At 51.0% G+C, this 26,933-nt stretch carries 34 protein-coding genes and 1 other annotated feature; all 34 genes read left to right on the forward strand.

Translation table 11 applies throughout. The features are described 5' to 3' along the window. Positions 1-32: 32 nt before the first annotated feature. The 34 genes from rplK (at position 33) to secY (ending at position 26,925) form a co-directional block, all read left to right on the forward strand. Positions 33-458 carry a 50S ribosomal protein L11 gene (gene rplK / locus GT019_RS30705; RefSeq protein ID WP_090583195.1) on the forward strand — a complete coding sequence of 142 codons (426 nt, stop codon included), beginning with the start codon at positions 33-35 and terminating at the stop codon, positions 456-458. A gap of 136 nt (positions 459-594) precedes the next feature. Further along, on the forward strand, positions 595-1,287 hold the full coding sequence (gene rplA / locus GT019_RS30710; RefSeq protein ID WP_161747273.1) for a 50S ribosomal protein L1: 693 nt from the start codon (positions 595-597) through the stop codon (positions 1,285-1,287). Between the two features lie 17 nt (positions 1,288-1,304). Continuing rightward, positions 1,305-1,466, forward strand: a sequence feature (ribosomal protein L10 leader region). A gap of 59 nt (positions 1,467-1,525) precedes the next feature. After that, positions 1,526-2,023: a 50S ribosomal protein L10 gene (gene rplJ, locus GT019_RS30715; protein ID WP_161747274.1), complete on the forward strand. Its 498-nt coding sequence runs from the start codon at positions 1,526-1,528 to the stop codon at positions 2,021-2,023. A 73-nt stretch (positions 2,024-2,096) separates the two neighbouring features. After that, on the forward strand, positions 2,097-2,459 hold the full coding sequence (rplL, locus tag GT019_RS30720) for a 50S ribosomal protein L7/L12 (protein ID WP_161747275.1): 363 nt from the start codon (positions 2,097-2,099) through the stop codon (positions 2,457-2,459). Between the two features lie 91 nt (positions 2,460-2,550). Next, positions 2,551-3,153: a class I SAM-dependent methyltransferase gene (locus GT019_RS30725; RefSeq protein WP_161747276.1), complete on the forward strand. Its 603-nt coding sequence runs from the start codon at positions 2,551-2,553 to the stop codon at positions 3,151-3,153. A gap of 345 nt (positions 3,154-3,498) precedes the next feature. Then, the gene (rpoB, locus tag GT019_RS30730; protein ID WP_201755661.1) at positions 3,499-7,062 is read left to right on the forward strand and encodes a DNA-directed RNA polymerase subunit beta; all 3,564 of its coding nucleotides are present in this window, start codon (positions 3,499-3,501) and stop codon (positions 7,060-7,062) included. 143 nt (positions 7,063-7,205) lie between these two features. Continuing rightward, on the forward strand, positions 7,206-10,829 hold the full coding sequence (gene rpoC, locus GT019_RS30735; protein ID WP_161747278.1) for a DNA-directed RNA polymerase subunit beta': 3,624 nt from the start codon (positions 7,206-7,208) through the stop codon (positions 10,827-10,829). 224 nt (positions 10,830-11,053) lie between these two features. Then, positions 11,054-11,284, forward strand: a complete 231-nt coding sequence (locus tag GT019_RS30740; RefSeq protein ID WP_161747279.1) for a ribosomal L7Ae/L30e/S12e/Gadd45 family protein — start codon at positions 11,054-11,056, stop codon at positions 11,282-11,284. A 134-nt stretch (positions 11,285-11,418) separates the two neighbouring features. Continuing rightward, positions 11,419-11,838, forward strand: coding sequence for a 30S ribosomal protein S12 (rpsL, locus tag GT019_RS30745; RefSeq protein ID WP_090583216.1), 420 nt, complete (start codon positions 11,419-11,421; stop codon positions 11,836-11,838). 68 nt (positions 11,839-11,906) lie between these two features. Further along, positions 11,907-12,377: a 30S ribosomal protein S7 gene (rpsG, locus tag GT019_RS30750; RefSeq protein WP_161705072.1), complete on the forward strand. Its 471-nt coding sequence runs from the start codon at positions 11,907-11,909 to the stop codon at positions 12,375-12,377. A gap of 29 nt (positions 12,378-12,406) precedes the next feature. Then, complete coding sequence (gene fusA / locus GT019_RS30755; protein ID WP_161747280.1) at positions 12,407-14,488, forward strand: elongation factor G; 2,082 nt, start codon at positions 12,407-12,409, stop codon at positions 14,486-14,488. A gap of 116 nt (positions 14,489-14,604) precedes the next feature. Beyond that, positions 14,605-15,795, forward strand: a complete 1,191-nt coding sequence (gene tuf / locus GT019_RS30760) for an elongation factor Tu (protein ID WP_161747281.1) — start codon at positions 14,605-14,607, stop codon at positions 15,793-15,795. 388 nt (positions 15,796-16,183) lie between these two features. Continuing rightward, on the forward strand, positions 16,184-16,492 hold the full coding sequence (gene rpsJ, locus GT019_RS30765) for a 30S ribosomal protein S10 (protein ID WP_005544556.1): 309 nt from the start codon (positions 16,184-16,186) through the stop codon (positions 16,490-16,492). Between the two features lie 34 nt (positions 16,493-16,526). After that, positions 16,527-17,150 (forward strand): 50S ribosomal protein L3, encoded by a 624-nt coding sequence (rplC, locus tag GT019_RS30770; protein WP_161747282.1) that lies wholly within the window; start codon positions 16,527-16,529, stop codon positions 17,148-17,150. A 25-nt stretch (positions 17,151-17,175) separates the two neighbouring features. After that, complete coding sequence (gene rplD, locus GT019_RS30775; protein WP_161747283.1) at positions 17,176-17,799, forward strand: 50S ribosomal protein L4; 624 nt, start codon at positions 17,176-17,178, stop codon at positions 17,797-17,799. After that, complete coding sequence (gene rplW / locus GT019_RS30780; RefSeq protein ID WP_161747284.1) at positions 17,799-18,089, forward strand: 50S ribosomal protein L23; 291 nt, start codon at positions 17,799-17,801, stop codon at positions 18,087-18,089. Before rplD ends, rplW begins: the two co-directional genes overlap by 1 nt. Positions 18,090-18,149: 60 nt before the next feature. After that, positions 18,150-18,980 (forward strand): 50S ribosomal protein L2, encoded by an 831-nt coding sequence (gene rplB, locus GT019_RS30785; RefSeq protein WP_161747285.1) that lies wholly within the window; start codon positions 18,150-18,152, stop codon positions 18,978-18,980. A 68-nt stretch (positions 18,981-19,048) separates the two neighbouring features. Beyond that, complete coding sequence (rpsS, locus tag GT019_RS30790; RefSeq protein ID WP_161747286.1) at positions 19,049-19,330, forward strand: 30S ribosomal protein S19; 282 nt, start codon at positions 19,049-19,051, stop codon at positions 19,328-19,330. A 43-nt stretch (positions 19,331-19,373) separates the two neighbouring features. Further along, positions 19,374-19,709 (forward strand): 50S ribosomal protein L22, encoded by a 336-nt coding sequence (gene rplV / locus GT019_RS30795; RefSeq protein WP_090649078.1) that lies wholly within the window; start codon positions 19,374-19,376, stop codon positions 19,707-19,709. Between the two features lie 13 nt (positions 19,710-19,722). After that, on the forward strand, positions 19,723-20,385 hold the full coding sequence (gene rpsC / locus GT019_RS30800; protein ID WP_161747287.1) for a 30S ribosomal protein S3: 663 nt from the start codon (positions 19,723-19,725) through the stop codon (positions 20,383-20,385). A 2-nt stretch (positions 20,386-20,387) separates the two neighbouring features. Next, on the forward strand, positions 20,388-20,822 hold the full coding sequence (rplP, locus tag GT019_RS30805) for a 50S ribosomal protein L16 (RefSeq protein WP_161705091.1): 435 nt from the start codon (positions 20,388-20,390) through the stop codon (positions 20,820-20,822). Continuing rightward, the gene (gene rpmC, locus GT019_RS30810; protein ID WP_161747288.1) at positions 20,812-21,012 is read left to right on the forward strand and encodes a 50S ribosomal protein L29; all 201 of its coding nucleotides are present in this window, start codon (positions 20,812-20,814) and stop codon (positions 21,010-21,012) included. The genes rplP and rpmC overlap by 11 nt, the downstream gene beginning before the upstream one ends. A 48-nt stretch (positions 21,013-21,060) precedes the next feature. Beyond that, positions 21,061-21,324 (forward strand): 30S ribosomal protein S17, encoded by a 264-nt coding sequence (rpsQ, locus tag GT019_RS30815; RefSeq protein ID WP_090649090.1) that lies wholly within the window; start codon positions 21,061-21,063, stop codon positions 21,322-21,324. Positions 21,325-21,367: 43 nt separating this feature from the next. Next, the gene (rplN, locus tag GT019_RS30820; protein ID WP_090583243.1) at positions 21,368-21,736 is read left to right on the forward strand and encodes a 50S ribosomal protein L14; all 369 of its coding nucleotides are present in this window, start codon (positions 21,368-21,370) and stop codon (positions 21,734-21,736) included. A 45-nt stretch (positions 21,737-21,781) separates the two neighbouring features. Beyond that, positions 21,782-22,135, forward strand: a complete 354-nt coding sequence (gene rplX, locus GT019_RS30825; protein WP_235949619.1) for a 50S ribosomal protein L24 — start codon at positions 21,782-21,784, stop codon at positions 22,133-22,135. Between the two features lie 31 nt (positions 22,136-22,166). Beyond that, the gene (gene rplE, locus GT019_RS30830; protein ID WP_161747289.1) at positions 22,167-22,709 is read left to right on the forward strand and encodes a 50S ribosomal protein L5; all 543 of its coding nucleotides are present in this window, start codon (positions 22,167-22,169) and stop codon (positions 22,707-22,709) included. 22 nt (positions 22,710-22,731) lie between these two features. Continuing rightward, positions 22,732-22,917: a type Z 30S ribosomal protein S14 gene (locus GT019_RS30835; protein ID WP_090583249.1), complete on the forward strand. Its 186-nt coding sequence runs from the start codon at positions 22,732-22,734 to the stop codon at positions 22,915-22,917. A gap of 30 nt (positions 22,918-22,947) precedes the next feature. Beyond that, entirely contained in the window at positions 22,948-23,346 is a 399-nt protein-coding gene (rpsH, locus tag GT019_RS30840) for a 30S ribosomal protein S8 (RefSeq protein WP_161705101.1), read from the forward strand. Between the two features lie 28 nt (positions 23,347-23,374). Then, positions 23,375-23,917 (forward strand): 50S ribosomal protein L6, encoded by a 543-nt coding sequence (gene rplF / locus GT019_RS30845; protein ID WP_161747290.1) that lies wholly within the window; start codon positions 23,375-23,377, stop codon positions 23,915-23,917. A 61-nt stretch (positions 23,918-23,978) separates the two neighbouring features. Beyond that, positions 23,979-24,347: a 50S ribosomal protein L18 gene (gene rplR, locus GT019_RS30850; protein WP_161747291.1), complete on the forward strand. Its 369-nt coding sequence runs from the start codon at positions 23,979-23,981 to the stop codon at positions 24,345-24,347. Positions 24,348-24,378: 31 nt separating this feature from the next. Next, positions 24,379-24,876, forward strand: a complete 498-nt coding sequence (gene rpsE, locus GT019_RS30855) for a 30S ribosomal protein S5 (protein ID WP_090649107.1) — start codon at positions 24,379-24,381, stop codon at positions 24,874-24,876. Positions 24,877-24,889: 13 nt separating this feature from the next. After that, on the forward strand, positions 24,890-25,075 hold the full coding sequence (gene rpmD, locus GT019_RS30860) for a 50S ribosomal protein L30 (protein WP_161747292.1): 186 nt from the start codon (positions 24,890-24,892) through the stop codon (positions 25,073-25,075). 107 nt (positions 25,076-25,182) lie between these two features. Then, positions 25,183-25,623 carry a 50S ribosomal protein L15 gene (gene rplO / locus GT019_RS30865; RefSeq protein WP_161747293.1) on the forward strand — a complete coding sequence of 147 codons (441 nt, stop codon included), beginning with the start codon at positions 25,183-25,185 and terminating at the stop codon, positions 25,621-25,623. Further along, the gene (secY, locus tag GT019_RS30870) at positions 25,624-26,925 is read left to right on the forward strand and encodes a preprotein translocase subunit SecY (RefSeq protein ID WP_161747294.1); all 1,302 of its coding nucleotides are present in this window, start codon (positions 25,624-25,626) and stop codon (positions 26,923-26,925) included. It abuts the gene before it with no gap. Positions 26,926-26,933 lie beyond the last annotated feature (8 nt).

Genomic DNA, 26,933 nt, shown 5'->3' on the forward strand with positions numbered 1-26,933 from the left:
CATGTGATTACTACGGCAAGGAGGTGTTCATCATGGCAAAGAAAGTCATTAAGTTGGTAAAACTGCAAGTTCCAGCGGGTAAAGCGAATCCGGCTCCGCCGATCGGTCCAGCGCTTGGTCAAGCAGGGGTTAACATCATGGCGTTCTGTAAAGAGTTCAACGCTCGTACGGCCGATCAAGCGGGTCTTATCATTCCGGTTGTAATTACGGTATTCGAGGACCGTTCGTTCACTTTCGAAACGAAAACGCCGCCGGCTGCTGTACTGCTTCGAGTTGCCGCTAAGATCGCTAAAGGATCCGGCGAGCCGAACAAGAAGAAAGTCGCAACGGTTAAACGTTCCGTCGTTCGCGAGATCGCCGAACAAAAAATGCCCGATCTTAACGCGGCTTCCGTAGAGGCAGCTATGCGCATGGTCGAAGGTACTGCACGCAGCATGGGCGTTGTTATCGAGGACTAATCTTCGATCGTCATCTGCATTAGACACGCTAGAGTGCGTTGTCTGACCGACGAAACGATGCGTTTTGTCGGGTGGGAGGGTCTCCAGGAACAGTTGGAGGAATTTCCGTTATTACCACATAAGGAGGAGAATTCTAATGGCTAAACACGGTAAAAAGTATCAAGAAGCTACAAAGCTGATTGATGTTGAAGCAACGTACGAGTCGGCCGAAGCGATCGAACTCGTGAAGAAAGCCGCTAGCGCGAAATTCGACGAAACCGTTGAAGTCGCGGTGCGTCTGGGCGTAGACCCTAAGAAACAAGACCAAGCCGTTCGTGGCGTCGTTGTACTCCCGCACGGAACTGGTAAAACCAAACGCGTTCTCGTTTTTGCGAAAGGCGAAAAAGCCAAAGAAGCAGAAGCGGCTGGCGCGGATTATGTCGGCGATGCTGACGTAATCGCTAAAATCCAACAAGGCTGGTTCGAGTTCGACGTTTGCGTTGCGACTCCGGACATGATGGCCGAAGTGGGTAAACTCGGTCGTATCCTCGGCGGTAAGGGCCTTATGCCTAACCCGAAAGCGGGTACCGTAACGTTCGACGTTACGAAAGCCGTCCAAGAAATCAAGGCTGGTAAGATTGAATACCGTCTTGACAGAGCAGGTCAAATCCATGCGCCAATCGGCAAAGTTTCGTTCGACTCCGAAAAGCTGAACGAGAACTTGAAAACGCTGATCGACGCACTCAACCGCGCGAAACCGGCTGCGGCTAAAGGGGTTTACCTGAAAGGTATTTCCGTTTCCTCCACGATGGGACCTGGCGCTCGTTTGAACGCCGCTTCGTTCCGCTAAGAGACTGAACGGAAATTTAGAATCGAATATGCATACCGAAGACAGTAGGTGCCGGCCACCGGCTTAATTTCCTACCGAGGTGTTATGATAAACGTGTTTGTGCGCCCTTCCTTTGGGATGGGCGAGTAACGGACCATCATGGCCTTCGCACTGTCTGCGGGGGCCTTTCTCATGCATCGCGGGGAAGGAATCCGCTGCAACAATCGGGATGTTGACAACATAACGGGAGGTGTACATTTTGGCAAACGCAAAAATTATTCAAGGTAAAGAGCAGGCTGTTGCGGAAATCACGGCGAAACTCCGCGAGAGCTCCAGCACGGTCGTGGCCGATTACCGCGGTCTTAACGTTGCGCAAGTAACGGAACTGCGTAAACAATTGCGCGAAGCAAACGTCGAGTTTCAAGTTTTGAAAAACTCGCTCGTTCGCCGTGCGACTGCAAACGCGGAATTGACTGACTTGGATGCTATTCTGGCTGGTCCTACGGCCGTTGCTTTCAGCAAAGAAGACGCTGTTGCTCCAGCCAAAATCTTGGCTGACTTCGCCAAGAAGAACGACGCTCTGAAATTGAAAGGCGGCGTTGTGGAAGGCCAAGTATTCAACGCGGATCAAATCAAAGCGCTGGCAGATCTGCCTTCTCGCGAAGGTTTGCTCTCCATGCTCCTCAGCGTGCTCCAAGCACCTATGCGCAACTTCGCCCTTGCGGTTAAAGCTGTCGCGGAAAAACAAGAAGCTTAATCGTCAATTACGAACCCGGCTCGCCGGATAACAGGCACGACCACACTAAAACAAATTATTGGAGGTTTATCTCATGAGTAAAGAGCAAATCTTGGAAGCCATCAAAGGCATGAACGTTCTTGAATTGAACGATCTGGTTAAAGCAATCGAAGAAGAATTCGGCGTAACTGCTGCAGCACCTGTAGCAATGGGCGGCGGAGCAGCAGCAGCTGTCGTTGAAGAGCAATCCGAATTCGACGTTATCCTTAACAACGCTGGCGCTTCCAAAATCAACGTTATCAAAGTCGTTCGCGAAATCACGGGTCTTGGCCTGAAAGAAGCGAAAGATCTTGTTGACGGCGCTCCTAAAGCCATCAAAGAAAAAGTATCCAAAGAGGATGCTGAAGCTGTTAAAGAAAAACTCGAAGCAGCTGGCGCTTCCGTAGAAGTGAAGTAATAACCCGCTTATCGGCGGCAAACCCCTTGAAGCGAACGCTTCAAGGGGTTTCCTTATGAGTTGACTTGCCGGCGGAATCAGGAGGGATGATATGGCGGACCATTACTATACGCAATCGCCCGGAACCAAGCACGATCGTCAGGTATTGGAAACGGTGCTGCGCGGCTGCAAGCTGCGTTTCATGACCGATGCCGGCGTATTTTCGAAAACGGGCATCGATTTTGGAAGCCGCGTGCTCATCGATGCGCTGGAGCTTGACGAAAACGGACGTACGTTGGATGTCGGTTGCGGCTATGGACCTATCGGCATAACGGCGGCAAAACTCGCTCCGGCGGGTCATGTAACGATGATCGATATCAATGAACGCGCGGTTGCGCTTGCTCGGGAAAACGTCCACCTTAACGGCGTAACGAATGCGGTGGTGTTGCAAAGCGACGTGTACGAAAGCGTTCGTGATCAAGCGTTCGATACGATCATTACGAACCCGCCGATCCGAGCAGGGAAAGTGGTTGTCCATCGGATTTTCGAAGAAGGAGCTGCTCTGCTGAAGCCGGGGGGATCCATGTGGGTCGTCATTCAGAAGAAGCAGGGGGCACCGTCCGCCGAAGCGAAGTTGGAAGCCGTCTTCGGCAATGTGGAAGAGGTAACGAAAGAAAAAGGGTACCGTATCTTCAGGGCCAGGAAAGAGCAATAGGGAAACGGAATCATTTGTTGACTCGACTTGCCTGATGTGGTATCATTATAAAATGTCAGCATTAAAATGGGTGCAATCTCTTTAGTCGACTAAAATGTCAAGCGCTATTTTAAGTGTATAAAAGTAGCGAATTTGACGTATAATGTTTACGTTTTGGGTCAAAATTACTTGATATGAGACTTTTACGGGTTGTGCGCGTAGAAGATTGACTGACAGAAGCATGCTCTTTTTTCGAATTTTCGATAAGGGCTTTTCTTTATTTGAATCAGAATTTGCCTGCTGCACATTCTGGTTACAGCAATGTTTGTGTATACAAGGTCATTGTTCACTTTCTGTGAAGCAGACATGAGGGGTGAGGTTAAGTTGGCAGGACAACTTGTTCAGTATGGGCGTCGCACGCGTAGAAGCTATGCCCGCATCCGCGAGGTGCTCGAAGTTCCGAACCTGATTGAAATCCAACAAAAGTCGTACGAGAAGTTTTTGGAGAAGGACTTGCTTGAGCTTTTCCAGGACATCTCGCCGATTCAGGATTTTACGGGTAACTTGATGCTTGAGTTCATCGACTATTCACTTGGCGAGCCTAAGTATTCTGTCGATGAGTCGAAAGAACGCGACGTGACGTATGCAGCACCGCTGCGTGTTAAAGTTCGGCTCATTAACAAGGAAACCGGCGAAGTGAAAGAGCAAGAAGTGTTCATGGGCGACTTCCCGCTGATGACGGAAACGGGCACGTTCATCATCAACGGCGCGGAACGCGTCATCGTCAGCCAATTGGTTCGTTCGCCTAGCGTTTACTTTAGCACGAAAGTGGACAAAAACGGCAAAAGAAATTATACGGCGACGGTGATTCCGAACCGCGGCGCATGGCTGGAGCTCGAAACCGACGCGAAGGACATTATTTATGTCCGTATCGATCGCACGCGCAAGATTCCGGTTACGGTCCTTCTTCGCGCGCTCGGCTTTGGCACGGATGCCGAAATTTTGGATTTGCTGGGACATGACGAGTATATCCGGAACACGCTCGATAAAGATAACACCGATTCCACCGAAAAGGCGCTTATCGAAATTTACGAAAGGCTTCGTCCGGGCGAACCGCCGACATTGGATAATGCCAAGAGCCTTCTTGTCGCGCGATTCTTCGATCCGAAGCGTTACGACCTGGCCAACGTTGGCCGCTATAAAATCAACAAGAAGCTGCACATCAAGAACCGATTGTTCAATCAGCGGTTGGCGGAAACCTTGATCGACCCGAGCACGGGGGAAATCCTGGCGGAAGCAGGACAAATGATCGACCGTCGCCTGCTGGATGATCTGATTCCTTACTTGGAGAACAACGTGGGCTTCAAAACATACCATGTTGCCAATGGGGTACTTGATGCGGATAGTATACCTCTTCAAACCGTCAGCGTATTCTCGCCGCTGGACGAGAGCAAAGTCATTAAGGTCATTGCGAATGGAATCATCGACAAAGCCGTAAAGCATATCACGCCTGCGGACATCATTGCTTCCATCAATTACTTCATCGACTTGCTTCACGGCGTAGGAAGCACGGACGATATCGACCATCTGGGCAACCGTCGTTTGCGTTCGGTTGGCGAACTGCTGCAGAACCAATTCCGTATCGGATTGTCCCGTATGGAGCGTGTCGTTCGCGAGCGGATGTCCATCCAGGATGCCAACGCGATCACGCCGCAGGCGCTGATCAACATTCGCCCGGTTATCGCGTCGATCAAAGAGTTCTTCGGTTCTTCCCAATTGTCGCAATTTATGGATCAGACGAACCCGCTTGCCGAGTTGACGCACAAACGCCGCTTGTCCGCTTTGGGACCGGGCGGTTTGACGCGTGAACGCGCGGGCTTCGAGGTTCGTGACGTTCATAACTCTCACTACGGCCGGATGTGTCCGATCGAGACGCCGGAGGGTCCGAACATCGGGTTGATCAACTCCTTGTCGACCTTCGCCCGGATTAACGAATATGGATTCATCGAGGCGCCTTACCGCTGGGTTGATCCGAAAATCGGCGTCGTTACGGAACAAATCGCGTATTTGACCGCCGATGAAGAAGACAATTACGTAATCGCGCAAGCGAATGCGAAGTTGAACGAAGAGGGCAAATTCGTCGAAGATGCCGTAATCGTTCGTTACAACAAGCAAGCGGACAATATTTTGACCATGCCGACCGATCGCGTAGACTATATGGATGTATCGCCGAAACAGGTCGTGTCCGTGGCTACGGCGCTCATTCCGTTCCTTGAGAACGATGACTCCAACCGCGCGCTCATGGGTTCCAACATGCAGCGGCAAGCCGTTCCGCTCCTCATTCCGAAGTCGCCGCTAGTCGGTACCGGCATGGAGCACAAGTCCGCCAAAGACTCCGGCGTGTGTATCGTGTCCAAACACGACGGCATCGTCGAGCGCGTATCCGCCAATGAAATTTGGGTCCGCCGCGTGGAGATGGTCGACGGCAAGCAGGTTACGGGCGACTTGATCAAGCACAAGCTGCATAAGTTCATGCGTTCCAACCAAGGTACGTGCATCAATCAGCGTCCGATTTGCCATAAAGGCGATATCGTGAAGAAGGGCGACATCCTTGCGGACGGTCCTTCCACCGAAATGGGCGAATTGGCGCTCGGACGCAACGTCGTCGTGGCATTCATGACGTGGGAAGGCTACAACTACGAGGATGCTATCTTGCTCAGCGAGAAGCTCGTTAAAGAAGACGTCTATACGTCGATCCATATCGAGGAATACGAGTCCGAAGCGCGCGATACGAAGCTCGGACCGGAAGAAATCACGCGCGACATTCCAAACGTCGGCGAAGAAGCGCTTCGCAATCTAGACGAACGCGGCATTATCCGCGTCGGCGCCGAGATCAGCGCAGGCGACATTCTCGTCGGTAAAGTAACGCCTAAAGGGGTTACGGAACTGACGGCGGAAGAACGTTTGCTTCACGCGATCTTCGGCGAGAAGGCGCGCGAGGTTCGCGATACGAGCTTGCGCGTTCCTCACGGAACCGACGGCATCGTGGTAGACGTGAAAGTATTTACCCGCGAGAACGGCGACGAGCTGCCTCCAGGCGTAAATCAGTTGGTTCGTGCCTATATCGCTCAGAAGCGCAAGATTTCCGAAGGCGATAAAATGGCTGGCCGTCACGGTAACAAAGGGGTTATCGCGCGTATCCTTCCCGAGGAAGATATGCCGTTCCTGCCGGACGGCACGCCGGTCGAGGTCGTGCTTAACCCGCTCGGCGTACCTTCCCGGATGAATATCGGTCAAGTGCTGGAAGTCCATCTCGGCATGGCTTGCAAACGCCTTGGCATTCACGCCGCTACGCCGGTATTCGACGGAGCGCGCGAGTACGACGTCTTTGATTCCATGGAAGAAGCCGGCATGCAGCGCAACGGTAAAACGATTCTCTACGACGGACGCTCCGGCGAGCCGTTCGAGCGCGAAGTTACCGTAGGCGTCATGTACATGATCAAACTGGCGCACATGGTCGACGATAAAATCCATGCCCGTTCCACGGGTCCTTACTCGCTCGTTACGCAACAGCCTCTGGGCGGTAAAGCTCAGTTCGGCGGTCAACGTTTCGGGGAGATGGAAGTTTGGGCGCTCGAAGCCTACGGTGCCGCGTATACGCTGCAAGAAATCTTGACCGTCAAGTCTGATGATGTCGTTGGCCGCGTCAAGACGTACGAGTCCATCGTGAAGGGCGAGAACGTGCCGGAGCCGGGCGTTCCGGAGTCGTTCAAAGTTTTGATCAAAGAGCTTCAAAGCTTGGGCATGGATGTCAAAATCCTGAGCGAGAACGAAGAAGAGATCGAGATGAAAGAAATCGACGACGATGACGACGGAGCGAACGATAAGCTCAACCTCAACCTTGAGGGTGCGGAAGTCGGCGTGGAGTAACAGCTTCCACTGCCTTTGGATAAACGATGCCGATTCGTCTTCACGGGCGAATCAAGCCGGGGAATGCCTTCGCGGGCATGATCCGGCCGCACGGCATTCGAGCAGCAAGAACAAAGTGAACCATGACGAAGGAGGGTTGCTCCTTGTTGGACGTGAACAACTTCGAGTATATGAAGATTGGATTGGCATCTCCGGATAAAATCCGATCGTGGTCCCGCGGAGAAGTAAAGAAACCGGAAACGATTAACTACAGAACGCTCAAGCCGGAGAAGGAAGGTCTCTTCTGCGAGAAGATCTTCGGACCGACGAAGGACTGGGAATGCCATTGCGGCAAATACAAACGCGTGCGCTATAAAGGCGTCGTTTGCGACCGCTGCGGCGTTGAGGTCACGCGCGCGAAGGTTCGCCGCGAACGGATGGGACACATCGAGCTTGCAGCTCCTGTATCGCATATTTGGTACTTTAAAGGGATTCCGAGCCGCATGGGGCTGGCGCTGGACATGTCGCCTCGTTCGCTGGAAGAGATCATTTATTTCGCATCTTATGTCGTAACCGATCCCGGTGATACGCCGCTCGAGAAGAAACAGCTATTGTCCGAGAAGGAATACCGCAGCTACCGCGAGAAATACGGTTACGGATTCCAAGCGGGCATGGGCGCGGAAGCCGTAAAGAAGCTGCTTCAAGATATCGACGTCGAACGCGAGCTCGAGACGCTGAAGGAAGATCTTCGCACGGCGCAAGGCCAACGCCGCAACCGCGCGATCAAACGCCTTGAAGTCATCGAAGCGTTCCGCAATTCCGGCAATATGCCGGAATGGATGATTCTCGACGTGCTTCCGGTCATTCCGCCGGAGCTTCGCCCGATGGTTCAATTGGATGGCGGACGTTTCGCGACATCCGATTTGAACGACTTGTACCGTCGCGTAATCAACCGCAACAACCGCTTGAAACGTTTGCTCGACCTCGGCGCGCCGGACATCATCGTGCAGAACGAGAAGCGGATGCTGCAAGAAGCGGTTGACGCGCTGATCGATAACGGTCGCCGCGGCCGCCCTGTAACGGGCCCGGGCAATCGTCCGCTTAAATCGCTCAGCCACATGCTGAAAGGGAAACAAGGACGTTTCCGCCAGAACTTGCTCGGTAAACGGGTCGACTATTCCGGTCGGTCGGTTATCGTTGTCGGACCTAGCTTGAAAATGTTCCAATGCGGTTTGCCGAAAGAAATGGCGCTTGAGCTCTTCAAGCCGTTCGTCATGAAAGAGCTGGTCAACAAAAACCTGGCTCATAACATCAAGAGCGCGAAACGCAAAGTCGAACGCGTAAGCCCTGAGGTGTGGGACGTCCTTGAAGAAGTTATCAAGGAGCACCCGGTTCTTCTGAACCGTGCCCCGACGCTTCACAGACTCGGTATCCAGGCATTCGAACCGATCTTGGTCGAAGGACGCGCCATCAAGCTTCACCCGCTCGTATGTACCGCTTATAACGCGGATTTCGACGGTGACCAAATGGCCGTTCACGTACCGCTTTCCGCCGAGGCGCAAGCCGAAGCCCGGTTGTTGATGCTTGCATCGGGCAACATCTTGAACCCGAAAGACGGCAAGCCGGTCGTCACGCCTTCGCAGGATATGGTCCTTGGAAGCTTCTACTTGACGATGGATAACAAAGAAGGCAAAGGCAGCGGGTCTGTCTTCGCGTCGGTCAACGAAGCGATCTCGGCGTACCAACGCGGTATCGTATCGCTGCATGCGCGGATCTTTATCCCGGTTAAAGTGCTGAAGAAGACGTCCTTCACGGACGCGCAGCAAAAAGCGCTGATTTCGACGACCGTCGGCAAAGTGATCTTCAATGAGATCTTCCCGGCCGACTTCCCGTTCATCAACGAACCGACCAAAGTGAACCTGCTTCAAGGGACGCCGGATAAGTATTTCGTTCATGAGAAGGGCGCAGACCTGATCGAGTTCATGAATGGCATTGCTCAAATCGGCGGCGTGGGCAAAGAGTACCTCGGTCTGATCATTGCGGAATGTTTCCGCCAATATCACACGACGCGTACTTCCGTCATGCTTGACCATATTAAACAACTTGGATTCACCTACTCCACGCGCGCGGGTATCACGGTAGCCGTTTCCGACGTTATCGTGCCGACGGAGAAACAGGACATCCTGAGAGAATCCGAAGACAAAGTCAAAGTCGTTTCGAATCAATACCGTCGCGGTTTGATTACGAACGAAGAACGTTATGACCGCGTTATCGAGATCTGGAGCAAAACGAAAGATCAGATCACGGATATCCTCATGAAATCGATGGATCGCTACAATTCCATCATGCTCATGGTAGATTCCAAGGCGCGGGGTAATAAATCGCAAATCACGCAGCTTGGCGGCATGCGCGGTCTGATGGCCAACCCATCGGGTCGTATTATCGAGTTGCCGATCAAATCGAACTTCCGTGAAGGCCTGACCGTCCTCGAGTACTTTATCTCGACGCACGGTGCGCGTAAAGGTCTTGCCGATACGGCTCTGCGTACCGCTGACTCGGGTTACTTGACCCGTCGTCTCGTCGACGTCGCACAGGACGTTATCGTACGCGAAGACGACTGCGGAACGGATAAAGGCTTCAGAGTCAGCAGAATTCAAGACGGTAAAGAGGTTATCGAAGACCTTTACGATCGTATTGAAGGTCGCTACTCCTTTGAGACGGTTCGCAATCCGAAGAACGGCGAAGTCATTCTTCACCGTAACCAATTGATCGACTCGAACAAAGCAGAGGAAGTTATCGCTGCCGGCGTCGAGAGTCTTCAAATTCGCTCCGTACTGAGCTGCCGCGCGCGCCATGGCGTGTGTAAAATCTGTTACGGCCGCAACCTGGCAACGGGTAAATTCGTTGAAATCGGCGAAGCGGTCGGCATCATCGCGGCGCAATCCATCGGCGAACCGGGAACGCAGCTCACGATGCGTACATTCCATACCGGCGGCGTAGCCGGAGACGATATCACGCAAGGTTTGCCGCGTATTCAGGAGCTTTTCGAGGCGCGTAATCCGAAAGGTCAAGCGATCATTTCCGAGATTGACGGGGTCATCAAGGACATCCGCGAGACAAAGGATCGTCGCGAGATCGAAGTGCAGGGCGAAGCCGAGTCCAAGACGTATGCGGTCACCTTCGGTTCCCGTATCCGCGTAGCCAAAGGCAAGCAAATCGAGGCCGGCGATGAATTGACGGACGGCTCCATCGACCCTAAGGATATGCTCCGCATTAAAGGCATCCGGGGCGTGCAGAACTATATCCTGCAAGAAGTTCAGCGTGTTTACCGTAACCAAGGGGTAGAAATCAACGATAAGCACATCGAGGTTATGGTGAAGCAGATGCTTCGGAAGATCCGCATCATCGAAGCTGGCGATACGATGCTGCTTCCGGGCGCTTTCGTGGATATCCATGAGTACGAAGCGGCGAACCGCGATGCGATTCTGTCCGGCAAAGAGCCGGCAGTCGCGAAACCGGTCCTGCTCGGTATTACGAAGGCATCGCTGGAGACGGATTCCTTCTTGTCCGCTGCATCGTTCCAAGAAACAACGCGCGTCTTGACGGATGCCGCGATCAAAGGTAAAGTCGACCAATTGCTGGGCTTGAAAGAGAATGTCATCATCGGCAAGCTCATTCCGGCCGGAACCGGCATGCAGCGCTATAGAAGCGTTCATGTAGCCGGAATGGACGATGATCCGATCGAAGAACAGCAGCACGAAGCCGAGACGGTATCGGTCGAGTCTTAATAACTAGCGGCCGAGCATGAGGGGAAGAGCGAAAAGGCATCTCCAATGGGAGAGTCTCTTCGCTCTTCGTTCCGTTATGCGGCGGATCGTTTACTTAATTTTCATGAGACGAGGATTCGTCAGAGCTTGACATGGCCCAAGCCAAGATGATAATATGTCGTAGTGTGCCTAATCGCACAACCTCTGCACTTGTCAGCTTTGATTGACTTGGAAGGAAGGTTATTATGCGATTCGTTATAGGTAGTAAACAGACGATGAAAATGGTGGAGCAACGCAAAACCAATCTCGTCTACGTTGCGCAAGATGCAGATCCGCGGCTGAAGAACAATATTGTTCGGCTATGCGAGATGGCAGGAGTGCCGATTACGTGGTCGGAGACAATGAAAAGCCTTGGGGAAACCTGCGGCATTGAAGTTGGAGCGGCGATGGCAGCGGTTATACCGGAAATCGAATAAGAACATACCGTTTTTACTGAACCGAAAGGGGAAGTAAAAACTTTCGTTTGTTTCTTTATGAACCGCCTGGATCTGTGGGCTTAATAAGCCAATATGTCTTGAATGCTTTACTAAGTGAGGAAGGGGGATGCAACATGCCAACAATTAATCAGCTAGTCCGCAAAGGCCGTGAAGCGAAAGTCGTTAAATCGAAATCGCCAGCCTTGCAAAGAGGATTCAACGCGCTGAAACGTGAAGAAACAAACCTGAGCTCGCCACAAAAACGCGGGGTTTGCACACGTGTAGGCACGATGACGCCGAAAAAACCGAACTCCGCATTGCGGAAATACGCGCGTGTACGTTTGACGAACCGCGTAGAGGTTACGGCATACATCGGCGGTATTGGCCACAACCTGCAAGAGCACAGCGTAGTATTGGTGCGCGGCGGCCGGGTAAAAGATCTTCCGGGTGTTCGTTACCATATCGTTCGCGGCGCGCTTGATACTGCAGGCGTCAACAACCGTAAACAAGCTCGTTCCAAATACGGAACAAAACGTCCTAAAGTCAAAAAATAAGGCAAGCATAGCCGGTGACGGTTATTCTCGTTCAAAAATGAAAAACTAGAAGAAAGGGGGACTTCCACATGCCACGTAAAGGTCCTGTAACAAAACGCGACGTTTTGCCGGATCCGATGTACAGCAGCAAACTCGTTACTCGTTTGATCAACCGTATCATGGTCGACGGTAAACGCGGTGTAGCAGCTACGATTTTGTATGATGCGTTCAAGCTTATCAACGAACGTACAGGCAAAGATCCGATGGAAGTTTTTGAAGTAGCAATTAAGAACATCATGCCAGTACTTGAAGTAAAAGCACGCCGTGTCGGCGGCTCGAACTATCAAGTGCCGATCGAAGTTAAGCCTGAGCGCCGTACAGCGCTTGGTCTCCGCTGGCTCGTGAACTATTCGCGCAACCGCGGCGAGAAAACGATGGAGGAGCGTCTGGCTGCCGAAATCATCGATGCTTCGAACAACACAGGTTCATCCGTTAAAAAACGCGAAGATACACACAAAATGGCTGAAGCGAATAAAGCGTTCGCTCACTATCGTTGGTAGTATCCGCATAATCGAAAGGAGACTGGATCATGGCAAGAGAGTTCTCCTTGAAAAATACGCGTAATATCGGGATCATGGCGCATATTGACGCAGGTAAAACTACCACGACGGAGCGGATCCTGTTCTACACAGGCCGTACCCACAAAATCGGCGAGGTGCACGAAGGTGCAGCGACGATGGACTGGATGGAGCAGGAACAAGAGCGCGGAATCACGATTACGTCCGCCGCAACGACTGCTCAATGGAATGGTCACCGCATCAATATCATCGACACCCCGGGACACGTTGACTTCACTGTAGAAGTTGAACGTTCCCTGCGCGTATTGGACGGGGCCGTTGGTGTTTTCAGTGCGAAAGAAGGCGTTGAGCCGCAATCCGAGACGGTTTGGCGTCAAGCTGACCGTTACGGCGTACCGCGGATCGCATACGTCAACAAGATGGATATTATCGGCGCGGACTTCCTTAACGTTGTTAGCGACATGCGTTTGCGTCTCAATGCAAATGCGGTAGCAATTCAACTGCCGATCGGCGCAGAGAACGACTTCGTAGGCGTAATCGACTTGATCGAACGAGTCGCTTATAAGTACAAAGACGATCTGGGTAAAGATCCGGAGAAGATTGAAATCCCTGCAGAATACAAAGAGCAAGTGGAAGAACTTCGCTTGGAACTGATCGAGAAAGTTGCTGAGCTTGATGAAGAGCTTACAATGAAATATCTCGAAGGCGAAGAAATCAGCGTTGACGAGTTGAAGGCCGTGCTTCGCAAAGGTGTTTGCGAAGTGAAGATCTTCCCGGTTATCGTTGGTTCTTCGTACCGTAACAAAGGCGTTCAGCTGATGCTTGATGCAGTTGTCGACTACTTGCCATCACCGATTGACGTTCCGGATATCAAGGGTCACCTTGAAGATGGTACGGAGACGATCCGCAAGTCTGCCGATGACCAGCCATTCGCGGCACTGGCGTTCAAAATCATGACTGACCCGTATGTTGGTAAACTGACGTTCTTCCGCGTATACTCCGGCGTTCTTAGCTCCGGTTCGTACGTAGTGAATGCAACGAAAGGCAAACGCGAACGGGTCGGACGTATCCTTCAAATGCATGCAAACAGCCGTCAAGAAATCAGCGAAGTTTACTCCGGTGACATCGCGGCTGCGGTGGGCTTGAAAGATACAACGACCGGCGATACGCTTTGCGACGAGAAGAACCCGGTTATCCTTGAGTCGATGAACTTCCCAGAGCCGGTTATCCAGCTCGCGGTTGAACCAAAGACGAAAGCTGACCAAGATAAAATGGGTATCGCTCTTCAAAAGCTGTCCGAGGAAGATCCTACGTTCCGTGCGCACACGGACGAAGAGACCGGCCAAACGATCATCGCAGGTATGGGTGAACTTCACCTTGAAATCCTCGTTGACCGTATGCTTCGCGAATTCAAAGTCGAAACAAACGTTGGTAAGCCGCAAGTTGCTTATCGCGAAACGTTCAAAACGGCTGCGAAGGTCGAAGGCAAGTTCGTTCGTCAATCCGGCGGACGCGGTCAATTCGGACATTGTTGGGTTGAATTCTCTCCGCTTGAGCCAGGATCCGGTTTTATTTTTGAAAACAAAACCGTGGGCGGCTCCATTCCGCGTGAGTTCATTGCTCCAATTCAAGCAGGTATCGAAGAATCGATGAAAAACGGTGTCATCGCCGGCTTCCCGGTTGTTGATATCAAAGCAGTCGTAGTGGACGGTTCCTACCATGACGTCGACTCCTCGGAGATGGCGTTTAAAATTGCTGGATCGATGGCGCTCAAAGCAGCGAAAGAGAAATGTGCTCCGATTCTCCTTGAGCCTATCATGAAAGTAGAAGTAACTGTTCCTGAAGAGTACATGGGCGACGTAATGGGTATGCTGAGCTCCCGCCGCGGTCGCATCGAAGGTTCGGACACGCGTCACGGCGCGTTGATCGTTCGTGCTAAGGTGCCTCTGGCCGAGATGTTCGGATACTCCACGACACTTCGTTCCGGTACGCAAGGACGCGGCGTGTTCTCCATGGAGCTTTCGCACTATGAAGAAGTACCGCGTTCGATCTCGGAAGAGATCATCTCCAAATCCAAAGGCGCTGCGCAATAACAGCCCTTTAAACAACTTGTTGCTCATAAGTTGCATTTTGGCCGGATGATGGAAGACCTAACGGCTCCCATTCGGCCGATCACATAATCTTCTCAATATGAAGGAGGAAGAGTTCAATGGCTAAGGCTAAATTTGAACGTAATAAACCGCACGTAAATATCGGTACAATCGGTCACGTCGACCATGGTAAAACGACGCTGACTGCTGCTATCACAACTGTACTTTCCAAAAGATATGGTGGAGCTGCAGTAGCATTCGACCAAATCGACAAAGCGCCGGAAGAGCGCGAACGCGGTATCACGATCTCCACGGCTCACGTTGAGTATGAGACGCCTAACCGCCACTACGCACACGTTGACTGCCCAGGCCATGCCGACTATGTTAAAAACATGATTACGGGTGCTGCTCAAATGGACGGCGCAATCCTGGTTGTATCCGCAGCTGACGGCCCAATGCCGCAAACGCGCGAACACATCCTGCTTTCCCGTCAAGTAGGCGTACCTTACATCGTCGTATTCCTGAACAAATGCGACATGGTTGAAGACGAAGAGTTGCTTGAACTCGTTGAGATGGAAGTTCGCGACCTGCTCAGCGAATACGAGTTCCCAGGCGATGACACGCCAATCATCCGCGGTGCAGCTCGTGAAGCGCTGCAAAACCCAGATGGTCCTTGGGCAGACAAAATCGTCGAGTTGTTCGAACAAGTCGACACTTACATCCCAACTCCACAACGTGATACTGACAAGCCGTTCCTTATGCCAGTCGAGGACGTGTTCACGATCACAGGTCGTGGTACGGTTGCTACAGGACGCGTTGAGCGTGGCGTAGTTAAAGTATCTGACGAGATCGAAATCATCGGTATCGCCGAAGAAACTCGCAAATGCGTTGTAACGGGCGTTGAGATGTTCCGTAAATTGCTCGACTCCGCACAAGCCGGGGACAACATCGGCGCATTGCTTCGCGGTGTTGACCGTAAAGACATCGAGCGTGGTCAAGTTCTGGCAAAGCCAGGTTCCGTTAAACCACACACGAACTTCACGGCTCAAATTTACGTCCTGACTAAAGAAGAGGGCGGACGTCACAAACCTTTCTTCACGGGTTACCGTCCACAGTTCTACTTCCGCACGACTGACGTAACGGGTATCATCTCCCTGCCAGAAGGCACGGAAATGGTTATGCCTGGCGATAACATCACAGTTACGGTTGAGCTGATCGCTCCGATCGCACTGGAAGACGGTACTCGCTTCGCTATCCGCGAAGGCGGCCGTACGGTTGGTGCAGGCGCGGTAGCATCGATCCAAAAATAATACGGCTGCAGCGTAAGCTGCGGTAAAGAAAGCCCTCACCTCGGTGAGGGCTTTTTCTATATTTTGTGATTTGCTGTGAAAGCGTTTCTTCATTAATAATGGGGAAGTCGTGTCTGGAGCGGCGAATTGAGCAAGAGATAGTGGAGCAAATATTCATTTCTGCATGGATGTGGATTATCGAAAATGTAGTCATTCAGAAAATGTCTGAAAAGACAAGGTTTTTGTTGCATTCGCCCACCGGTTTAGATATAATAGTGAAGTTGGTCTGTGACGTTGCGATGATGCGAGAGGTTGCCGACACACACGGCTCCTTTGCCATGAGGGGCGTGTCGGGTTTTCTTGCGGAGTATGTCCGATACTAAATTGGGCGATAGAAGGAGGGACTTATATGGCTAAGCAAAAGATTCGTATTCGCTTGAAAGCATACGATCATAGAATTCTGGATCAATCCGCAGAGAAGATTGTTGAAACTGCGAAACGTTCCGGTGCAGGCGTGTCTGGGCCGATTCCGCTTCCGACCGAGAAGCAAATCATCACCATTCTGCGTGCGGTACACAAGTACAAGGATTCTAGGGAACAATTCGAAATGCGTACACACAAACGCTTGATCGACATTGTTAACCCAACGCCGCAAACGGTTGATGCATTGATGCGTCTTGACCTGCCATCCGGTGTAGATATCGAAATTAAACTGTAATATTCTCAACATGGAAAGGAAATGAGGTGTCAACATGAAAGGTATCTTAGGTAAAAAACTTGGAATGACGCAAGTGTTCACTGCCGATGGTAACGTAGTTCCAGTGACGGTTATCGAAGCAGGTCCTTGTGTTGTTTTGCAAAAGAAAGACCAAGAGAACGATGGATACGTATCCATCCAAGTAGGTTTCTCTGATAAGAAAGCAAGCAGAGCAAACAAGCCGGAAGTCGGCCACGCGAAAAAAGCCGAAACGGCTCCTAAGCGCTACATTCGTGAATTCCGCGGCATTAATGACGGGGAATATGAAGTTGGCCAAGAGATCAAGGCCGACCTGTTCGCTGCTGGCGAATTCGTTGACGTAACGGCTACATCCAAAGGTAAAGGTTTCACGGGTACGATTCAACGTTGGAACCAAAGCCGCGGCCCGATGGCGCACGGCTCGCGTTACCACCGCGGACCAGGTTCGATGGGTTCCATCCAAGCGAACCGCGTACCGAAAGGCAAACACCTTCCGGGGCACATGGGAAGCGAAACCGTTACGATTCAAAACCTTGAAATCGTGCGCGTTGACGTTGAACGTAACGTATTGCTCGTTAAAGGCTCCATTCCGGGCCCTAAAAACAGCTTTGTAAAAGTTAAATCCACGGTGAAGAAATAATCGTTCAAGAAAGGAGGAACATGAAATGCCGAAAGTAGCACTTTATAGCGTGAACGGCTCGCAAGTCGGCGAGGTTGAATTGTCCGAAGCGGTTTTCGGAATTGAACCGAACGTTCACGTACTGCATAGCGCAGTATTGCTTCAGCAAGCTTCTGAACGCAGAGGCACGCACAAGACGAAAGGACGCTCCGAAGTACGCGGCGGCGGTCGTAAACCTTGGAAACAAAAAGGTACGGGACGCGCACGTCAAGGCTCCATTCGCGCCCCGCAATGGGTTGGTGGCGGTACGGTTTTTGGACCTACTCCTCGCAGCTACAGCTTCAAACTTCCTAGAAAAGTTCGTCGCTTGGCAATTAAATCCGCATTGTCTTCGAAGGTGATCGACAACGAAATCATCGTTCTTGATCAATTGGCGCTTGCGCAACCGAAGACGAAAGAATTCGCGGCGATCCTCAGCAACCTGAAAGTGGCTCGCAAAGCACTGATCGTTACGGCGAATTACGAAGATAACGTTGCACTGTCCGCGCGCAACCTTCCTAACGTGAAGTTTGTTGCAGCAGATGGCATCAATGTTCTCGACGTTATGAAATACGACCAGCTGATCATCACTAAAGAAGCGGTCGAAAAAGTACAGGAGGTGCTTGCGTAATGAAAAATCCACGCGATATTATCAAGCGCCCGATCATTACGGAACAAACGAGCGATTTCATGGCGAACAAACGCTATGTTTTCGAAGTTGATCTTCGTGCGAACAAAACCGAGATCAAGCTCGCGATCCAACAAATTTTCAAAGTTAAAGTAACGAGCGTGAACACGCTGCGCATGCCGGCGAAACCGAAGCGTTACGGAAAACATAGCGGATATACATCCGAATGGAAAAAAGCGATCGTTCAACTGAGCGCTGACAGCAACGAGCTTGAATTTTTTGAATCGGTTTAATTAACGTAGTGGCCATACGGCTTACGTGATTAACAAGATATCGGTAAGGAGGGAATCGAAGTGCCAATTAAGAAGTATAAACCGACTTCTCCTGCACGTCGTGCGATGTCCGTCTCGACATTCGAAGAGATTACAGCAAGCACACCGGAGAAATCGCTTCTTGCGCCGCTTTTCAAAAAAGCCGGTCGTAACAATCAAGGTAAAATTACGGTTCGTCATCATGGTGGCGGCCATAAACGTAAATACCGGATTATCGACTTCAAACGTAACAAGGACGGTATTGTTGGCAACGTCGCGACGATCGAATACGATCCGAACCGTACGTCCAATATTGCGCTTATCCACTATGTGGATGGCGAGAAAGCCTACATTATCGCTCCTAAAGGTCTTAAAGTCGGGGATAAGATCGTATCCGGACCAGGGTCGGACATCAAGATCGGCAATGCGTTGCCACTTGAGAATATTCCAGTCGGTACGGTTATCCACAACATCGAGCTGAAACCCGGCAAAGGCGGACAACTGGTTCGCGCAGCTGGAACGGACGCTCAACTTCTTGGTAAAGAAGAGCAATACGTCACGATTCGCTTGACGTCCGGCGAAGTTCGTCGTATCCTGAAAACTTGCCGTGCAACAATCGGTTCCGTTGGCAACGAAGATCACGAACTCGTGAAAATCGGTAAAGCCGGCCGTTCCCGTTGGATGGGCAAGCGCCCTGAAGTGCGCGGTGTCGTCATGAACCCGAACGATCACCCACACGGTGGTGGTGAAGGCCGTGCGCCAATCGGACGCAAATCCCCTATGTCTCCTTGGGGTAAGCCGACACTGGGCTTCAAAACACGCAAAAAGAAAAAAGCATCGAGCCAGTACATCGTGCGTCGTCGCACGAAATAATAGGCGCCTTGGCGTCATCTGCGTGACGCGCAGCGTCGCGTAACGCTAGCGTGAAGGGAGGATCATCCATGGGTCGCAGTTTGAAGAAAGGTCCGTTTATCGACGGTTACCTGCTGAAGAAAGTTGAAGTACTGAACGAGTCCAACAAGAAAACCGTTGTTAAGACTTGGTCGCGCCGTTCGACGATTTTCCCGCAATTCATCGGACACACTTTCGCTGTTTATGACGGTCGCAAACATGTGCCGGTTTACGTTACGGAAGATATGGTTGGACACAAACTCGGAGAGTTCGCGCCAACGCGTTCTTACAAAGGTCACGGAAACGATGACAAGAAAACGGGTCGTCGTTAATCGTTTGAATAGTTAGGATTAATGATCGAGAGGAGGTTCATCCATGCCAGAAGCAAAAGCATTCGCTAACCATGTCCGCATTGCTCCTCGCAAAGCGCAATTGGTTGTGGACTTGATTCGCGGTAAGCAAGTTGGCGAGGCGATCGCAATCCTGCGTCACACGCCCAAGTCGGCTTCCCCAATCGTTGAGAAGCTGCTGAACTCTGCTATCGCAAACGCGGAGCACAACTTCCAATTGGACGTGAACAAGCTTGTCATTTCGCAAGTGTTCGTTAACCAAGGTCCAACAATGAAACGTTTCCGTCCGCGCGCAATGGGCCGCGCTAGCCGGATTAACAAAAGAACCAGCCACATCACATTGGTGGTATCCGAAAAATAAGGAGGGACAACGTGTGGGACAAAAAGTAAACCCGGTCGGTCTTCGTATCGGCGTTATCCGTGATTGGGAATCCAAATGGTACGCTGGCAAAGACTTCGGCGACTTGCTTATGGAAGACGTGAAAATCCGTGAGCACCTCAAAAACAAATTGAAAGATGCGGCTGTTTCCAAGTTCGAAATCGAACGTGCGGCCAATCGCGTCAACGTTACAATTCATACAGCTAAGCCTGGTATGGTTATTGGTAAAGGCGGATCCGAGGTTGAGAACCTGCGTTCCGAGCTTTCCAAAATCGCAAAAGGCAAAAAGGTACACATCAACATCTCCGAGATCAAAAATCCGGAACTTGATGCCATTCTCGTTGCCGAGAGCATCGCGCAACAACTTGAGCGCCGGATCTCGTTCCGTCGTGCAATGAAACAATCGATTCAACGTACAATCCGCGCTGGCGCAAAAGGTATCAAAACTGCCGTTAGCGGTCGTTTGGGCGGCGCCGAGATTGCTCGTCAGGAAGGCTATAGCGAAGGTACGGTTCCACTTCATACGCTGCGTGCAGACATTGATTATGGAACGGCGGAAGCACATACGACTTATGGCCGTATCGGCGTAAAAGTATGGATCTATCGCGGCGAAATCCTTCCGACTAAGAAGAAAGCTCCACAGGAAGGAGGCAACTAATCATGTTGGTCCCAAAACGCGTCAAACACCGTAAACAACAACGTGGTCATATGAAAGGTCGCGCTAAGGGCGGCACGGATGTAGCCTTCGGCGAATTCGGCCTTCAAGCGCTTGAGCCTGCATGGGTCACCAACCGTCAGATCGAAGCAGCGCGTATCGCGATGACTCGTTACATCAAACGTGGCGGTAAAGTATGGATCAAGATCTTCCCAGCGAAACCAATTACGCAAAAACCTCTTGAAGTTCGGATGGGTAGCGGTAAAGGTAACGTTGAGAAGTGGGTTGCAGTCGTAAAACCGGGCAAAATCATGTTCGAGCTTGCTGGCGTATCCGAAGAGATCGCACGTGAAGCAATGCGTCTTGCAGCACATAAACTGCCAGTTAAAACGAAGTTCGTGAAACGCGAAGAAGTGGGTGGTGAAGCAAATGAAAGCTAATGAATTCCGCAACCTTACCTCTGTTGAACTCGAACAAAGAGTCGCTGGCTTCAAAGAAGAGCTATTCAACCTTCGTTTTCAATTGGCTACCGGCCAATTGGAAAACCCAACTCGTATCCGCGATGTGCGCAAGGATATAGCTCGTGCCAAAACCGTTCTTCGTGAAAGAGAACTCGGAATCAGCAGCTAGTCTGCGATCGTCCGTGACGAATAACGAATGTATGGAAGGAGGATGAACATGAGCGAACGCAATGCCCGCAAAGTTCAAATCGGTAAAGTCGTGAGCGACAAAATGGACAAAACAATCGTAGTTGCGATTGAAACGTACAAAAAACACGATCTGTACCATAAACGGATTAAATACACGAAGAAATTCAAGGCGCATGACGAGAATAACCAAGCTAAGATCGGCGATATCGTCAAAGTCATGGAAACTCGCCCGTTATCGAAAGACAAACGGTTCCGCCTGGTCGAAATCGTTGAAGCTGCTGTTATTCTGTAAGAATGCTTCCCGGTAAGCATTTTCCCGAAAGGAGGACGTTGAAATGATTCAACCATTTACACGTTTGGCTGTCGCTGACAACTCCGGCGCGAAAGAACTGATGTGCATCCGTGTGCTCGGTGGTACTGGACGTCGTGTCGGCCATATCGGTGATTTGATCGTTTGTTCCGTCAAACAAGCAACACCCGGTGGCGTTGTCAAAAAAGGTGATGTAGTCAAAGCGGTTATCGTTCGTACGAAACGCGCTGTTCGCCGTAAAGACGGATCTTACATTGCATTTGACGAAAACGCAGCTGTTATCGTTAAGGAAGACAAGAGCCCGCGCGGCACACGTATTTTCGGACCAGTAGCTCGCGAACTTCGCGACCGCGACTTCATGAAAATCGTATCGCTTGCTCCGGAAGTTATCTAATAAAGACTTTGCGCGTTCGGCGCAAGCACGCAGGAGGTGTAACTCATGCCACGGTTGAAAAAAGTGTTGGAGTCCCACAACAATAAATTGCACGTGAAGAAAGACGACACGGTTATGGTCATCACGGGCAAAGACAAAGGCAAAAAAGGCCGCGTCATTGCTGCGTATCCGCGTCAAAACCGCGTTCTTATCGAAGGCGTCAATATGGTGAAGAAACATACGCGTCCTTCGCAAGCTAATCCGCAAGGCGGCATTATCGAGCAAGAAGCGGCGATTCACGTATCCAACGTTATGCACATCGATCCGAAGAGCGGTAAAGTAACTCGTATCGGATACAAAGTGCTTGATAACGGCAAAAAAGTCCGGGTCGCTAAAAAATCCGGCGAAGTTATCGATTAATTGACCGAGAAGGAAAGGAGGTTCACGTTACATGGCAGCAAGAATGAAAGATCGTTTTCTGAATGAAATCACGCCTGGTTTGATGCAGAAATTCAACTATACAACGGTTATGCAGGTGCCTAAGATCGAGAAAGTCGTCATCAACATGGGTGTCGGCGAAGCGGTTTCGAACTCCAAAGTACTGGATGCCGCCGTTGAAGACATGCGTCTGATCTCGGGTCAAAAACCGGTTGTAACTCGCTCGAAGAAATCGATTGCCGGTTTCAAACTTCGCGAGAATATGCCAATCGGGGTTAAAGTAACGCTGCGCGGCGAGCGCATGTACTACTTCCTGGATAAACTGTTCAATGTCACTCTCCCTCGCGTACGCGACTTCCGCGGTGTCTCGAACAAAGCGTTCGACGGCCGCGGCAACTACACACTCGGCTTGAAAGAGCAATTGATCTTCCCAGAGATCGAATACGATAAAGTAGATAAAGTTCGCGGTATGGACGTCGTCATCGTCACGACGGCAAAATCGGACGAAGAAGCTCGTGAACTGCTGACCCAATTGGGCATGCCGTTTACGAAGTAATCCACAGGAGGTGTAATACCAAGTGGCAAAAACTTCGATGAAGGTTAAGCAGCAACGTGCTCCTAAATTCAAAGTGCAGGCTTACACACGCTGTGAACGTTGCGGCCGTCCGCATTCCGTTTTGCAAAAGTTTAAAATTTGCCGGATTTGTTTCCGTGAATTAGCATACAAAGGCCAGATTCCTGGCGTTAAAAAAGCAAGCTGGTAATCAGCCTAGTTCGGGAAGGAGGTTTACACAATGGTTATGTCTGATCCGATCGCAGATATGCTTACACGCATTCGCAACGCAAACGTTGTGCGTCACGAGACGGTAGAAATGCCTGCTTCGAAAGTGAAGAAGCAAATCGCAGAAATTTTGAAACGCGAGGGCTTCATTCGTGATGCTGAGTATATCGAAGATAACAAACAAGGGATTATCCGTATTTTCTTGAAATACGGCCCGAACCAAGAGCGTGTCATCACGGGGCTGAAACGCATCAGCAAACCGGGTCTGCGCGTATACACGAAGAGCACTGAAGTGCCTCGCGTGCTTGGCGGCCTGGGAATGGCGATCATCTCCACGTCCCAAGGCATTATGACTGATAAAGAAGCTCGCCAACAAAAGTCCGGCGGCGAAGTTGTCTGCTACGTTTGGTAATTAACCGTCACAGATTGGAGGTGTAACAATGTCTCGTATTGGCCGTAAACCGATCCAAGTTCCCGGTGGTGTAAACATCGACTTGGACAACAGCGTCATCACAGTTAAAGGACCGAAGGGTACCCTGAGCCGCCCGATCCACAAAGACATGAAAGTGGTAGTAGCGGACAGCGTCATCACGATCGAACGTCCTTCCGACAATAAACTGCATCGTTCTCTTCACGGTACAACTCGCAGCGTCATCGCTAACATGGTTAGCGGTGTAACCGAAGGTTTTGTGAAAAACCTGGAGCTGGTAGGCGTTGGTTACCGTGCAAATAAAACTGGCGAGAAAATCGTACTTAACGTTGGTTACTCGCATCCAGTTGAAATCACGCCTGCGGGCGGCATCGAATTCGAAGTTCCTTCGAATACGAAGATCATCGTAAGAGGCATCGACAAAGAACTCGTCGGCGAAACTGCTGCGAAGATCCGTTCCGTACGCGAGCCTGAGCCGTATAAAGGCAAAGGGATTAAGTATGAAGGCGAGCGCATCCTTCGTAAAGAAGGTAAAGCCGGTAAGAAAAAATAAGCAGCCGCTTAGGGCAGCTTAATCGGATAGCATAAAGACAGCAGAAAGGAGTGTACAACGAATGATTACAAAAGGCGATAAAAACAAAGCACGTCACAAACGTCACCTGCGTGTTCGCAAGAGAATCAACGGCACTACGCAGCGTCCGCGTCTCTCTGTATTCCGTTCCTCCAAACACATCTACGCTCAACTCATCGATGATGTTCAAGGCGTAACGGTCGTATCGGCATCCACGGTCGACAAAGAAGTCGCAGAACAAATCAGCAATGGCGGCAACATTGAAGCAGCTCGTAAAATCGGCGAAGTCATCGCAGCTCGCGCAAAAGCGAAAGGCGTAGACCAAATCGTATTTGATCGCGGCGGATATTTGTACCACGGAAGAATTCAAGCACTGGCTGATGCAGCTCGCGAAGCAGGCCTTGAGTTTTAATCGATAATACTTATGAAGGAGGTAAATCGACTTGCGTATTGATCCAAACTCGTTGGAACTCACCGAGAAGGTAGTTCAAATCAACCGCGTAGCGAAAGTAGTAAAAGGCGGACGCCGTTTTAGCTTCAGCGCGCTGGTAGTTGTAGGCGACGGTAAAGGATACGTTGGCGCAGGGATCGGTAAAGCTGGCGAAGTACCTGATGCGATCCGCAAAGGTATCGAAGACGCCAAGAAAAACCTGATTCATGTTCCACTCGTAAAAACAACCATTCCACACCAAGTACTTGGACATTTCGGCGCTGGCCGCGTATTGCTCAAACCAGCTTCCGAAGGTACAGGAGTAATTGCAGGCGGACCTGTTCGCGCAGTTCTTGAGCTTGCGGGCGTGGGCGACATTCTGACCAAATCGCTTGGTTCTTCGAACTCCATGAACATGGTTAACGCGACACTTGAAGGACTTTCCCGTCTGAAACGTGCCGAGGACGTTGCTAAACTTCGTGGAAAAACCGTGAAAGAGCTTTTGGGCTAAGGAGGAGAATACGATGGCAAAATTGCAAATCACCCTCGTTCGCAGCCTGATCGGTCGCAACGAGATTCAGCGTGCGACTGTTGCTACGCTTGGTCTTCGCAAAATTCGTCAATCGGTTGTCCACAACGACAGCCCGGCTATCCGCGGCATGGTCAACAGTGTCAGCCACTTGGTAAAAGTTGAAGAAGTACAAGCATAATCGCCAATCGGGGCGAAACATGAATACGAATGCTTTCGTGGAGAGTTTTGCTGATCCAGCAGGCTTTGTCAGAAAGCAATGCAAAACTTTAAGGAGGTGCAACGACGATGAAATTGCATGATCTCAAACCAGCACCGGGCTCTCGTAAAGAGGGTTTCCGCGTTGGCCGTGGTATCGGTAGCGGCAACGGTAAGACATCGGGTCGCGGTCACAAAGGTCAAAATGCTCGTTCCGGCGGCGGTGTTCGCCCAGGATTCGAGGGCGGTCAAAACCCATTGTACCGTCGCTTGCCTAAACGCGGCTTCAACAACCCGTTCCGTAAAGAGTATGCGATTGTGAACATCGATGAGTTGAACAGCTTCGCGGCCGGCACTGAAGTAACGCCTGAACTGCTGTTGGAGCAAGGTATCGTTAAAAACCCGCAAAGCGGCATCAAAGTCTTGGGTAATGGCGAAATCACGGTTCAACTTACGGTAAAAGCAAGCAAGTTCTCTCAATCTGCGGTAGAGAAAATCCAGGCTGCCGGCGGTAAAACCGAGGTGATCTAATTGTTCAAGACCGTGTCTAACATTTGGAAAGTGGAAGACCTTCGCAAACGGATCCTGTTCACACTGTTCATCTTGTTGGTTTACCGTATCGGTTCCTTTATTCCGGTGCCGGGCGTCAATAAGGATGTATTCACTCAGACGGACCAGGCCGGTTCTGAATTGTTTGGTTTGTTAAATACGTTTTCGGGTGGGGCGTTGTTCCAGTTCTCGATCTTCGCGATCGGGATCATGCCTTACATCACCGCATCCATCATCGTGCAGCTGCTGTCGATGGACGTTATCCCCAAATTCGCCGAATGGGCGAAGGAAGGCGAGAACGGAAAACGTAAACTTGCACAAATCACCCGTTACGGAACAATCATTCTTGGCCTTGTCCAAGGCTTTGGTACCGCAATCGGATTTAACCGGCAGTATCAGTACGATATGATTCCTGGCGCAACCGTCACGGATTACATTGTGATCGCGATTATCCTGACGGCAGGAACAGCCTTCCTCATGTGGCTCGGTGAGCAAATTACGGAGAGAGGCATCGGTAACGGGATCTCTGTCCTGATCTTTGCCGGTATCGTAGCACGACTTCCGGCACATGCTCGTTCCATCTACTCGCAAGAGTTCGTGGATGCGGGCGACGCGCTTTTCTTGGGGATCGTTAAAGTGGTTGCGATCATTATTGCGATCATGGCGATCATTGTGGGCGTTATCTTCGTCCAACAAGGGATTCGCAAAATCCCGGTACAATACGCGAAGCGCGTGGTTGGCCGGAAAATGTACGGTGGTCAATCGACCCATATTCCGCTGAAAGTAAACGGCGCAGGCGTTATCCCGGTCATCTTCGCGGTATCGCTTTTGATGTTCCCGGTTACGATCGCGAATTTCTGGTCGACTCGTCCGTGGGCCCAATGGATTCAAACGCATATGTACTACGACAAGCCGCTTGGCATGGTGTTGTACGTAATCTTGATTATTGCGTTTACGTTCTTCTACACGTTCGTGCAAATCAATCCGGTGCAGATGGCTGATCAAATGAAGAAAAATGGCGGTTATATCCCGGGCGTTCGTCCAGGCAAACCGACTTCTTCTTACATTACGCGCGTCATGTCACGGATCACATTGAGCGGGGCGATCTTCTTGTCGGTCATCTCGATTCTGCCGGTGTTCTTCGGAACCCTCGCGGATTTGCCTCGTGACGTGAAGCTGGGCGGTACCTCGCTCTTGATCGTAATCGGCGTTGCGCTGGATACGATGAAGCAAATCGAGACGCAGCTGATCAAACGCCACTACAAAGGGTTTATCAATAAATAACACTAGGT

It is taken from the genome of Paenibacillus glycinis, assembly GCF_009909185.1.
Lineage (GTDB): Bacteria > Bacillota > Bacilli > Paenibacillales > Paenibacillaceae > Paenibacillus_Z > Paenibacillus_Z glycinis.

Coding starts and splice junctions, on each gene's coding strand:
- rpmC (WP_161747288.1), top strand. CDS start 20,812: ATGAAAGCTAATGAATTCCGCAACCTTACCTCTGTTGAACTCGAACAA.
- rpsJ (WP_005544556.1), top strand. CDS start 16,184: ATGGCTAAGCAAAAGATTCGTATTCGCTTGAAAGCATACGATCATAGA.
- rpsS (WP_161747286.1), top strand. CDS start 19,049: ATGGGTCGCAGTTTGAAGAAAGGTCCGTTTATCGACGGTTACCTGCTG.
- rplF (WP_161747290.1), top strand. CDS start 23,375: ATGTCTCGTATTGGCCGTAAACCGATCCAAGTTCCCGGTGGTGTAAAC.
- rplO (WP_161747293.1), top strand. CDS start 25,183: ATGAAATTGCATGATCTCAAACCAGCACCGGGCTCTCGTAAAGAGGGT.
- fusA (WP_161747280.1), top strand. CDS start 12,407: ATGGCAAGAGAGTTCTCCTTGAAAAATACGCGTAATATCGGGATCATG.
- rpoB (WP_201755661.1), top strand. CDS start 3,499: ATGAGGGGTGAGGTTAAGTTGGCAGGACAACTTGTTCAGTATGGGCGT.
- tuf (WP_161747281.1), top strand. CDS start 14,605: ATGGCTAAGGCTAAATTTGAACGTAATAAACCGCACGTAAATATCGGT.
- rplL (WP_161747275.1), top strand. CDS start 2,097: ATGAGTAAAGAGCAAATCTTGGAAGCCATCAAAGGCATGAACGTTCTT.
- rplN (WP_090583243.1), top strand. CDS start 21,368: ATGATTCAACCATTTACACGTTTGGCTGTCGCTGACAACTCCGGCGCG.
- rpmD (WP_161747292.1), top strand. CDS start 24,890: ATGGCAAAATTGCAAATCACCCTCGTTCGCAGCCTGATCGGTCGCAAC.
- rpsQ (WP_090649090.1), top strand. CDS start 21,061: ATGAGCGAACGCAATGCCCGCAAAGTTCAAATCGGTAAAGTCGTGAGC.
- rplD (WP_161747283.1), top strand. CDS start 17,176: ATGCCGAAAGTAGCACTTTATAGCGTGAACGGCTCGCAAGTCGGCGAG.
- rplA (WP_161747273.1), top strand. CDS start 595: ATGGCTAAACACGGTAAAAAGTATCAAGAAGCTACAAAGCTGATTGAT.
- rplK (WP_090583195.1), top strand. CDS start 33: ATGGCAAAGAAAGTCATTAAGTTGGTAAAACTGCAAGTTCCAGCGGGT.
- rplP (WP_161705091.1), top strand. CDS start 20,388: ATGTTGGTCCCAAAACGCGTCAAACACCGTAAACAACAACGTGGTCAT.
- rplV (WP_090649078.1), top strand. CDS start 19,374: ATGCCAGAAGCAAAAGCATTCGCTAACCATGTCCGCATTGCTCCTCGC.
- GT019_RS30740 (WP_161747279.1), top strand. CDS start 11,054: ATGCGATTCGTTATAGGTAGTAAACAGACGATGAAAATGGTGGAGCAA.
- rplC (WP_161747282.1), top strand. CDS start 16,527: ATGAAAGGTATCTTAGGTAAAAAACTTGGAATGACGCAAGTGTTCACT.
- GT019_RS30725 (WP_161747276.1), top strand. CDS start 2,551: ATGGCGGACCATTACTATACGCAATCGCCCGGAACCAAGCACGATCGT.
- rplX (WP_235949619.1), top strand. CDS start 21,782: ATGCCACGGTTGAAAAAAGTGTTGGAGTCCCACAACAATAAATTGCAC.
- rpsH (WP_161705101.1), top strand. CDS start 22,948: ATGGTTATGTCTGATCCGATCGCAGATATGCTTACACGCATTCGCAAC.
- rplE (WP_161747289.1), top strand. CDS start 22,167: ATGGCAGCAAGAATGAAAGATCGTTTTCTGAATGAAATCACGCCTGGT.
- rplW (WP_161747284.1), top strand. CDS start 17,799: ATGAAAAATCCACGCGATATTATCAAGCGCCCGATCATTACGGAACAA.
- rpsG (WP_161705072.1), top strand. CDS start 11,907: ATGCCACGTAAAGGTCCTGTAACAAAACGCGACGTTTTGCCGGATCCG.
- rplR (WP_161747291.1), top strand. CDS start 23,979: ATGATTACAAAAGGCGATAAAAACAAAGCACGTCACAAACGTCACCTG.
- rpsL (WP_090583216.1), top strand. CDS start 11,419: ATGCCAACAATTAATCAGCTAGTCCGCAAAGGCCGTGAAGCGAAAGTC.